Source organism: Nonomuraea sp. NPDC059194 (genome assembly GCF_042754765.1).
GTDB lineage: Bacteria > Actinomycetota > Actinomycetes > Streptosporangiales > Streptosporangiaceae > Nonomuraea.
This window is the reverse complement of the sequence record NZ_JBHZBH010000034.1, coordinates 91462-101351: the sequence shown is the minus strand read 5'-3', so window position 1 is coordinate 101351 and position 9890 is coordinate 91462. Positions and strand designations below refer to the sequence as shown.

The window sequence follows — 9890 nt, the reverse complement described above, 5'->3', positions numbered from 1 at the left end:
TAGGTGGCCCTGCCCAGCAGCAGCGTGTCCGCCTCGGCCTGGATAGCCATGACCGCTGCGCCCATCTCCTCGTTCATGTAGGGGAAGTGCCACGTCTCGGGCGATTCCACGACGCCGTCCAGCGAGACGAACAGCCCGGCAACGATCTTCCTCATGGTTGTGCGGGTGATGGTGGTCATGTTCCTGGTTCCCTTCGTGGCTTTGCCTACGCGTCGTTCCAGCGATGTGACAGGGAACGCAGGAGGCTAAGGCCCAGGCCGGGGTGGCCAGCCCGTCTACTGAGCCGGCTCGGCCTCGTCAGCCGGTCTGCTCGTCGCGGAACACCGCCTTGACGAGCTTCTGCTTCACCATCTCGAACGCCTCGGACATGGCGACCATGTCGAGCTCGGCTTCCCCGGTGGTCACCGAGGCGGTCATGGTCCTGCTGCCGTCGGGCGTGCTGTACATCAGCGCCGCCCAGCCCCAGAAGCCGCCGTTGTGATGGAAGAGGGTGCCGCCACCATCGGTGTCCTCCACGAACACCCCCAGGCCGTAGCCGATCGTGGGGTCGGGCTTGCGCATCTCGGCCAGCAGCGGGGCCGGCAGGAGCCTGCCGGAGTTCAGCGCGGAGAAGAACGTGTGGAGATCCTCGGTGGTCGAGATCATGTCACCGGCGGCGGAGATCCAGGAGGGGTTGAAACGGGTGGTGTCGACCGTCTTCCACTCCTCGCCGTCCTGGTAGCGGTAGTAGCCGTGGGCATGCGGTTCGGGGATGTCCGGCGAGGCGTCCGGCACCACCGTGCCCGACAGGCCGAGCGGGCGCAGGATCCGCGCCTGCATCTCCTCCGCGTACGCGCGGCCGGTGACCTTCTCGACCAGGAGTCTGGCCAGCACGTAGTTGGTGTTGGAGTAGCTCCAGCCGGTCCCCGGCTCGAACCGCGGCGGCTTGGACAGCGCCAGCCGTACCAGTTCCTCCGGCTGGTAGGTGTGGAACTGGTTGTCCACCACCCACTCCTTGCCCAGTCCGGGGATTCCCGGCGCGAACGTCCCGTCGGGGTAGTACTCGCCGGTGAAGTTGAACAATCCGCTGGTGTGCTGCAGCAGCATCCGCGCGGTGATCCGCCGGTCCAGCCCGAACTCGGGCAGGTGGTCGTCCACCGGGGCGTCCAGCTCGATCTTGCCCTCGGCCACCAGTTGCAGCACCAGGGTCGCGGTGAAGGTCTTGGTGGTGCTGCCGATCCGGAACAGTCCGTTCGTCGCCGGCTTGGCGCTCTGGCCCAGCTCGCGCACCCCGGCGCTGCCGACCCACTCGCCCTGCTCGTCGTTCACGCGCAGCTGCACCCCGGCGGCCAGACCGGAATCGACGAACTCCTGGATGGCCTTCTGCAGCTCCGGGCGAGCCTGGTCGGTCGTGGTCATGGTGGTGCTCCTTCGAATCTGATACTTCGGTTGAACGGGCGGATGCCGGCGTGCCGTCAGGCGGCGTCGAGGGCGGCGGTGATCTTGCGGATCATGTCGGCCAGGGTGGGGCTGGGCTCGCCCTGGTGAATCCGGGCGGCTGCCTCGATGGCGACGATGACGGTGTCGCGGAAGTTGCCGGCCTCGGCCGGGTCCTGCTTGTTGAGCAGGTTCATGGATGCGGTCAGGGCCGGCAGCACCTGGTCGGCGAGCTCGGCCACCGACTTGCCGTACAGGTCGATGTCCTTGCTCTTCGCGGCGAGGACGTGCCCGACCAGGCCGGTCGCGGAGGACAGAGCGATGGAGCCCTGAGTGGCGGCCTTGTGGGGCGAGCCGGCGACATCGGCGGCGGCCATCAGCGAGACGGCGCCGTAGGCGGCGGTGCGCAGGGTGGCCTTGTCCTGGTCGGTGAGGGTGATCGACATGGTGGTGTGCTCCTTCGGGAGTCTGTGTCGGGAGTCGGTCTTGCTTGTGCTCAGAGCATTGCCAACCGCCCTGATACGGGGTCGTTGCCGGGCTGACACGGCCGCTGACACGGTGCCTGGAGGCGGTGACGAGGGTCTGTGGCACGCCGGCGGTGTGCGCCCACCTTGCGCCCGCGCAGCAGGAGCAGAGTCAGTACGGCGGCGCCGAGGGGGAGATCGAGGGCATGGCGATTGTGCTGGGTGAGACGGGAGTCGACGAGCTGAGCGAGGTCGTGGGCGTGCTGCGGGAGTGGCAGTACGACGGGGCGTCGATACAGCTGCATCCGGGGGACCTGGGCTGGTTCTGGCGGTTCGGTGCGGAGGCGACGGCCGCGACGGTCCGGACGTGGAGCCGGGACGGACAGACTCTCGCCGTCGGACTGCAGGACCATCCCAAACTGTTGCGGCTGACGATCGCGCCAGACGCTCAGCGGGACGAGGAGCTGGCGCAGCAACTGGTTGAGGACGTGACCAAGCCGACGGTTTAGAGACGGTCGGGGGGGTGCGCATCCCCGCCGCCCCAGCGGTCACGCAGGGCACGGATCAGTACGGGCATGGCGGCCAGCAAGGCGATCCCTCGGAGCACCCCCGCAACGGGATAGGGGGCGCGCAACCCGAACGCGTGCGCCACCAGTCCGCCGGCCAGCGCCCCGAGCGGGATCAGTCCCCAGCCGAGCATCCTGTAGATGCTGTTCACCCGGCCGAGCATCTCGGACGGCACGATCTGCTGCCGGATACTGACGGTCACGATGCTCCAGAGCGTGATGACGAAGCCATTGATGGCCAGCAGGACGCCGAGCACCATCGCGTTCGGACTCAGCCCGATACCGACGAAGATGACGACGTTCGTGGCGAGCGCGGTGAGCAGCGCGGGAAGTGCGCCCACCCTCTTGACGACGCGCGCACTGACCAGGCCGCCGAGCAGGCTGCCGATCGCGGCGCCGGCAAGCAGCAGGCCGTAGCCGGGCGCGTCCAGGCGCAGTGTCTGAGTCGCCAGCAGGACGAGTGTGACGTTACCGAGTTGCCAGCAGAAGGTGTTGACTCCGAGAAGGACTGCGAGGGTGCGTAGCAGCCGGTGACGCGCCAGCCAGCGCAGGCCGTCCGCGATCGCCGTACGCATCGATGGGTGCTCGACCTGCCGGCGCGTACGCCTGGGTAGTGTCGCCAGCAGTGCGGCGGAGAGGGCGAACGAGGCGGCGTCCATCCCGAACGGCAGCGCCACGGCGACCACGAAGAGCAGGCTGCCGAGCGGTGGTCCTGCGAACTGCAGGCCGATCGTGGTGATCGTCTGCTGGTAGCCGTTCGCCTTGTGCAGCAGTGGTTTCGCGACGATGTCCGGCAACACCGCCTGCGCGGCATTGGCGAAGACGACCGCGCACGCCCCCAGTCCGAAGGCCATGATCGCGAGCGCCGGGATGCCGATCTGGCCGAACGCGGCAAGGACTGCGATGACGCTGACGATCACTGCCTGGATCGCCTGCGTACGCCACATGAGGCCGACACGGTCGTGCCGGTCGACGAGCGCGCCCGCGGGGAGAGACAGCAGCAACCAGGGCAGGTACGTCGCCGCCGATACGACCGACACGAGCCGGGGGTCGCGCGTGACCGTGACGGCCAGCAGCGGAACAACCGCGGCGAACGCCCCATCACCGATGCTGTTGATACCCGTCGACCACCACAGCCGCCAGTAGGCCGCAGACAAGCGCGGCCCGGCGTCGGTCTGCGTCAGCTCCCGTTTCATGCCGGGATCCTCCGGCGCCGGGCACCGTCACGACAGTATTGAGGCCATCGCTACATAGTGGATCCATGGCTTTGACGATCGATCTCGGAGTGGCCGAGCTGGCGGCGACGCGATTCGCGATCTCGCCGCTGTCCGAGACAGTGTCCAGCCTGCAGCAGCTGGGTGATATCGATCGGCACCCGATCAACCTGCGGTGGCTGCGGTGGGCGGCGGACGAGCTCGCCAGGCATCCACTCGATCTCTCACGTACCTTGCCGCTGCTCGTGAGCGGCCGACCGAGCTGGCCGGAGTTCCTCGTTCCCGCCCCGCTCGGCGCAGCGGCATCCATCGAGGACGACCTGGCAGCGTTGCAAAGGACGACTGCTCCTCAGGTACGGGCCAGCCTCCGGCGCGTGTTCGGCGAAGAACTCCCTGACGCCGTCGCCGCGCTCGCCGCGCAGCCGGCGGCCGGCCTGCGTGCGATCGCCGCGGAACTGCGTGCGGCACACGATCGGCTCATCGCGCCGCACTGGTCACGCATGCGGGCCGTACTCGATGCGGACGTCATCTATCGCGCCAAGCAGTTGGCCGCAGGCGGTGCCGAGAAGTTGTTCACCGACCTGCACCCTGATCTGCGATGGTGCGACGGTCGGCTGATATTGAAGGAAGTACGCTGGCGGACCGAGCGCGTCGTGAATCGCGGTCCGGGCGGGCTGGTCCTCATCCCCGTCGTTCTCGGCTCGCCCTACGTGCTGATCAAGAAGAGCACATCCACGCAGACTACGTTGCGATATCCGGCACGGGGCGTCGGGGCGTTGTGGACAGCGGGGAAGCAGGCGCCCGCGGATAGCGCGGTCCGGTTGCTCGGTCGGGCGCGGGCCGAACTGCTGGAGGCCCTGCGCTCCCCCGCAACGACGACGGACCTGGCTCGTGCGCTCGGCGTCACACCCAGCGCGGTGTCGCAGCACCTTGGCGTGCTGCGTGAGAGCGGGCTGGTCGCGCGCGAGCGATCCGGGCGCAACGTCCTGTATATGACGACTGCACTCGGGGTGTCCCTGAGCGGGAGAACTACCTAGTGCCTCCTGCGACTGCGGGCTGATCGATCAACGCACGCATGCGCGCCAACCGGCGGCCCAAAGCCACACCGCGCGGGCCGCGGATCAGCGAAGACCCGGCAGCGCAGATTTCCTTCCCCGCCAGGCTTGACCCTGCCCCTAGGTCAACCTTCGACGATAGCTTCATGACCAACAACGCGCTGCACACCATTGAAACCCCCATCCGCGAGCAGGTCGCGGCCTACTGCGAGGCCAACGGCGTTCCCGGGTTCGTCACCGGGGTCTACCACGCCGGCGAGCAGATCATCGTCACCCACGGCGTCGCGAACGTCGCCACCGGCGCGCCGATGCTCCAGGACACCGGCTTCCTGTTCGGTTCCGTCACCAAGGTCCTGACCACCACGCTGGTCCTCCAGCAGGTTGACCGCGGGCTGCTGGACCTCGACTCGCCGGTCGTGAAGTACCTTCCCGACTTCGCGCTGACTGTGCCGGGCGCCGCGGACAAGATCCTGGTCCGGCACCTGATCGGGCACACCAACGGCATCGACGCGGACCTGTACTTCCCCGATGACAAGGGCCGTGACGCCCTGAATGCCTACGTCAAGGGCCTCGCGAGCAACTGCGGCACCCTGTTCGAGCCCGGCGAGCAGCTCAGCTACTCCAACGGCGGCATGATCATCGCCGGCCGTCTGCTGGAAGTGGTGACCGGCCTGCCCTTCCACGACCTGCTGGCGCGCGAGATCTACGCCCCGGTCGGCATGAAGGACTCCAGCACCTCCGCCGAGCAGGCCATTCTGCGCAGCACGGCGGTCGGCCACTTCGTGGACCTGGAGACCATGGCGCCCAAGCCCACGAACATGTTCACGCTCCCCGACACCTGGGGCCCGGCCGGCGGCACGCCGATCGGCACCATCGCCGACCTGCTCGCCTTCGGGCGTACCCACCTCGCGGGCGGGGTGTCGCCTTCCGGCACGCGCGTCCTGTCGGCCGAGTCGACCGCCCTGATGCAGCAGGTCTCCTACGACATGGACAGCCCCAACACCCCGCCGATCGGCCTGGGCTGGGTGCTGTACCCGTTCGGCGACACGACCGTCCTGGCCATGTCGGGCGCCTCGCCCGGCGGGGTCTCCCTCCTGTGCGTGCTCCCCGAGCACGACCTGGTCTTCACCGCCTATGGCAACAACCCGGGGGCGATCATGCTGCAGGACCAGCTCCTGCAGTGGCTGCTGAGCGAGCATCTCGGCGTCCAGATCCCCAAGCTGGTCACCGAATTCGAGCAGGACGTCGACCTCACCCCCTACGTGGGCACCTACCGCTCCAACCAGCTCCGCGTCGACGTCAGCATCGTCGACGGCCAGCTCGAGGAGCGGACGACCTACGAACCGGCGGACGAATCGCAGGAGCGCATCTTCACCGAGTTCGCCGGCGGCACGACCTCCGCCCCGCCGCAGCGCTACGTGCCGATCCGGCCTGGCCTCTTCGCGCCGGCCGGCTACCCGCTGGAGGCGTTCGACGGGTACCTGCGGCTGCTGCTCGTCTCCTTCCACGACGTCCGCGACGGCCAGGCCCGCTTCCGCAACGGCGGCGGCCGCCTGACCCGCCGGGCGTGACCAGTTCCGCGTGACAGGATGTCCTGCATGCTCACGATTGGCCAGCTCGCGGACTACGCCGGAGTGACCATCAAGGCCGTCCGCCACTATCACGAGCGCGGTCTGCTCACCGAGCCCGACCGCGACTCGTCCGGCTACCGGCGCTACACCGCCGAGCACGCCATCAAGCTCGTGAAGATCAGGACCCTGGCGCACGCGGGTGTGCCGCTGGCCCGCATCAGGGGCCTCCTCGACGCCGAGCCGGAGACGTTCACGGCGGCCATCGCCGAGATCGATCAGGAGCTTGAGGACCGCATCGCGCAGCTGGGACGAACCCGCGACCAGCTCGCCCAGCTGCGCGGCGGCGACCGGCTCTTCGTCTCCCCCGAGGTCGCCGGCTTTCTCGACGACCTGCGCGAGTACGGCGTCAGCGAGCGGGCGATCCGCGTGGAACGTGACGGCTGGATCCTCATGCAGACGGCCTCGCCCGAGGACGCCTCGCTGTGGATCGCCGAGAAGCGCGAGCTCATGGCCGTTCCCGAGTTCCGTGCCCTCTATCTCGACCATGACGCCGCCTACGACTGGTCGCCGGACGACCCCCGCCTGCCCGGCCTCGCGGACCGTACGCGGAAGTGGTTCACCGAACACCCCGGCCGATCCGAGACCGACCCCGTCCAGAACGCGGCTATCGCCCGGCTGGCCAAGCGATCCCAGCCCGGAGCCTCGTCTCCGGCATGGGACCGCCTCGCCCAGCTCATGAACAGCCAGGCCCCGCCGTGAAATGAAGTCAGTGGCCAGGGACGCTGCAGGAGGCCAGCGACCCCAGCAGACCCAGGGCATACGCGGCTGAGCCTCGTCTCTCGGGTGTCGCTCATCAGAGCGTGCAGGGAGTGGCGGTAGAAATCAGGCCCGCCGTACACAGCACGTTGTTATGTCCGTGTTTGGCGTTAAAAGCGCGTATAGGCAGGACAGGTGGTCGCGCAGCCGGGAGCACCATGAGCACGTCATCCCCCATGCGAGGAGCTTGCTCATGACTGTTGTAGAGACCAGACCCGAGGAGCCTGTCGATACCGGTGACAGACATCGATTGTCGGTCGTCGGTGGGCTGGCGGCGTTGTCGCTGGACGCGATGGCCTCTGTGGCGTATGGGCCCGAGGCCATCGTGCTCGTCCTGGCGCTGGCCGGTGGGGCGGGGCTCGGGTTCACCATCCCGGTCACCCTGACCATCGCGGCGCTGCTGGCTGTGCTGACGTTCTCCTACCGGCAGGTCATCGCCGCCTTCCCCGAGGGCGGCGGCGCGTACGGCGTGGCCAAGACGTACCTGGGCCGGCGGGCCAGCCTGGTCGCCGGCGCCTCGCTGGTGATCGACTACGTGCTCAATGTGGCGGTCTCCGTCGCGGCCGGGACTGCCGCGCTCACCTCGGCCTTTCCCGCGCTGCTGCCGTACACGGTGTGGATCTGCCTGGGCGTGCTGGGGCTCGTCACGGCGATCAACCTCAAGGGCATCGCGCGCAGCGCGCACGCGTTCATCGTGCCGACCGTGATCTACGTAGGCGCGATTCTGCTCGTGGTCATCGTCGGGCTCGTCAGAAGCGAGCCGGCGATGGATGTGCAGCACCAGGCGCAGAGCCTGCAGACGGTTGGCGTGCTGCTGCTGCTCAAGGCCTTCGCCAACGGCTGCGCCTCGCTGACCGGGGTGGAGGCCATCGCCAACGCGGTGCCGTCCTTCAAGCAGCCGCGGGTACGGCGGGCCCAGCAGGCGGAGGTGGCGCTGGGCGGGCTGTTGGCGGTCATGCTGATCGGCATCGCCGCGCTGATCGAGAAGTTCGCCATCGTCCCTCTCGACGGTGTGACGGTGCTGGCCCAGGTGACGCAGGCGGCGCTGGGTGACGGATGGCTGTTCTATCTGGTGCAGTTCTCGACCGTGGTGCTGCTGGCTCTGGCCGCCAACACCTCCTTCGGCGGGCTGCCGGTGCTGGCACAACTCCTGGCAACGGACAACAACCTGCCGCACCTGTTCGCCCTGCGCGCCGACCGGCAGGTGCACCGCTACGGCATCGCGTTCCTGACCATCACCAGCGGCGTTCTGATCGTCATCGCGCGTGGCGACATGAACATGCTGGTGCCGCTGTTCGCGATCGGGGTGTTCGTCGGCTTCACCCTGTCGCAGGCCGGCATGGTCAGGCACTGGCTGAAGGACCGGCCGGCCGGCTGGCAGTGGCGGGTCGCGCTGAACGGCTTCGGCGCCTTCCTGACGGGGGTGGCCGCAGTCGTCGTGACCGCCTCGAAATTCACGGAGGGCGGTTGGCTGATCGTGGTCGCGTTGCCTCTCATGGTGGCAGGCATGGAGTGGGTGCACCGGAGCTACGTGCGCATCGGCAGGCGGCTCGAACTCGGCGCCACCCCGGCGCCACCCAGGCCGCGTCGCTCGCTCGTCGTGGTGCCCGTGCACGCCGTCACCCGGCTGACCCGCGACGCACTGGCCGCTGCGCTGTCGCTGGGGGATCGGGTGGTGGCCGTCAACATCACGCATTCCGAGGACGGGAGACAGGCGGACGCCCTCATGGACGACTGGGAGCGGTGGAACCCCGGAGTGAAGCTGGTGCAGCTCTACGACGCTCGCAGGCGGCTGGACGAACCGCTGGTCGACTACCTGGCCCAGGCGCCGGAGGCGCACGTGTTCGTGCTGATCGCCGAGGTCGAGCCGGAGCACGCGTGGCAGCGGGTGCTGCAGAACCAGCGCGGCGCGGTGCTGGCCAGAGCACTGCGCCGGCGCACCGAGGCAGTGGTCTGCCGCATGCGTTTCCGGGTGTCGTGACTGGATGGCCCCGCGTCAGCGCGGCCGAGCCGTACCCAGGACATGGCTGACGCGGCGGAACGCGAACCGCTCCACTCCGTGGACCGCGAAACCGGCATGCTGGATCGCGGCCAAGGTGTCACGGGCTGGATGGCAGCCCCCAAGCGCTCGTGACCACAGCGGGGAGACCAGGTTCTCGCACACCGCGATCACCTGGTTGCCCGGTCGCTGATGCTCATAGAACCGCAGCTCACCTCCCGGCCGTAGGACGCGACGCACCTCCTGCAGGGTCGCGATCGCCGACGGGGAACAGCAGAGGACCAGCGAGCTGACGACCGCGTCGCAGGAGGCGTCGGGAACCGGCAGCCGGGTGAGCCCGCCGTCCAGGACCCGCACCGGAGTCGTGACCAGGTCGGCAGCCAGCTGTGCGGCCGCCCGCAGGAAGGGATCGCCCTCGACCAGGACGATTTCCTCCACGTCCGCTGGATAGCAGGTGATCTTCACCCCGTCACCCGCGCCGATCTCCAGGACCCGGCCGGTCAGTCCGCCGAGCAGCCGCTCCCGCTGCGGCGTCGGCCTGCTCCCGATGCGGACCGGGCGCGGGTGGTGGAACTGCTCCATCCCACGGCCCAGTAGGCGGCGGCTGTCTTGTTGGGTGCTGGGTCCATGAGTAAGCACTGCTACGACTCCTCCCGAAACGGCATTCCCACTATCGGCCGATACCGCGGGAGCAATCGGAAATCCCCACGCGACCCTGACGCGCGAGTCGGCAATCCATACGCCTTCTTGAGACCGGCTCAACGGCTTGCAGCCGGCGCGGCACTACGA

General features: G+C 68.6%; 9 protein-coding genes. 5 read left to right on the top strand and 4 right to left on the bottom strand.

Annotation, left to right across the window (positions count from 1 at the left end):
• Positions 1–297 precede the first annotated feature (297 nt).
• Together ACFXJ8_RS32935 and ACFXJ8_RS32930 are read right to left on the bottom strand one after the other, a co-directional pair.
• Positions 298–1398 (bottom strand): serine hydrolase domain-containing protein, encoded by a 1101-nt coding sequence (locus ACFXJ8_RS32935; RefSeq protein ID WP_379647891.1) that lies wholly within the window; start codon positions 1396–1398, stop codon positions 298–300.
• A 56-nt stretch (positions 1399–1454) separates the two neighbouring features.
• On the bottom strand, positions 1455–1862 hold the full coding sequence (locus ACFXJ8_RS32930) for a hypothetical protein (RefSeq protein ID WP_379647890.1): 408 nt from the start codon (positions 1860–1862) through the stop codon (positions 1455–1457).
• Between the two features lie 125 nt (positions 1863–1987).
• Here ACFXJ8_RS32930 and ACFXJ8_RS32925 point away from each other — a divergent pair, with 125 nt between their 5' ends.
• On the top strand, positions 1988–2389 hold the full coding sequence (locus ACFXJ8_RS32925) for a hypothetical protein (protein WP_379647889.1): 402 nt from the start codon (positions 1988–1990) through the stop codon (positions 2387–2389).
• On the opposite strand, the gene ACFXJ8_RS32920 is transcribed toward ACFXJ8_RS32925, so the two are convergent.
• Positions 2386–3642: an MFS transporter gene (locus ACFXJ8_RS32920; protein ID WP_379647888.1), complete on the bottom strand. Its 1257-nt coding sequence runs from the start codon at positions 3640–3642 to the stop codon at positions 2386–2388. The genes ACFXJ8_RS32925 and ACFXJ8_RS32920 overlap by 4 nt on opposite strands.
• Positions 3643–3707: 65 nt before the next feature.
• On the opposite strand from ACFXJ8_RS32920, the gene ACFXJ8_RS32915 reads away from it, so the two are divergent.
• From ACFXJ8_RS32915 to ACFXJ8_RS32900, 4 genes are all read left to right on the top strand, one after another.
• Complete coding sequence (locus ACFXJ8_RS32915; RefSeq protein WP_379647887.1) at positions 3708–4697, top strand: ArsR/SmtB family transcription factor; 990 nt, start codon at positions 3708–3710, stop codon at positions 4695–4697.
• 164 nt (positions 4698–4861) lie between these two features.
• Positions 4862–6286: a serine hydrolase domain-containing protein gene (locus ACFXJ8_RS32910; RefSeq protein ID WP_379647886.1), complete on the top strand. Its 1425-nt coding sequence runs from the start codon at positions 4862–4864 to the stop codon at positions 6284–6286.
• Positions 6287–6313: 27 nt separating this feature from the next.
• Positions 6314–7045, top strand: a complete 732-nt coding sequence (locus ACFXJ8_RS32905; protein ID WP_379647885.1) for a MerR family transcriptional regulator — start codon at positions 6314–6316, stop codon at positions 7043–7045.
• A 250-nt stretch (positions 7046–7295) separates the two neighbouring features.
• On the top strand, positions 7296–9083 hold the full coding sequence (locus tag ACFXJ8_RS32900; RefSeq protein ID WP_379647884.1) for an APC family permease: 1788 nt from the start codon (positions 7296–7298) through the stop codon (positions 9081–9083).
• 15 nt (positions 9084–9098) lie between these two features.
• Here ACFXJ8_RS32900 and ACFXJ8_RS32895 read toward each other — a convergent pair whose 3' ends face one another.
• Positions 9099–9683, bottom strand: a complete 585-nt coding sequence (locus ACFXJ8_RS32895; protein WP_379647883.1) for a class I SAM-dependent methyltransferase — start codon at positions 9681–9683, stop codon at positions 9099–9101.
• Between the last annotated feature and the right edge of the window lie 207 nt (positions 9684–9890).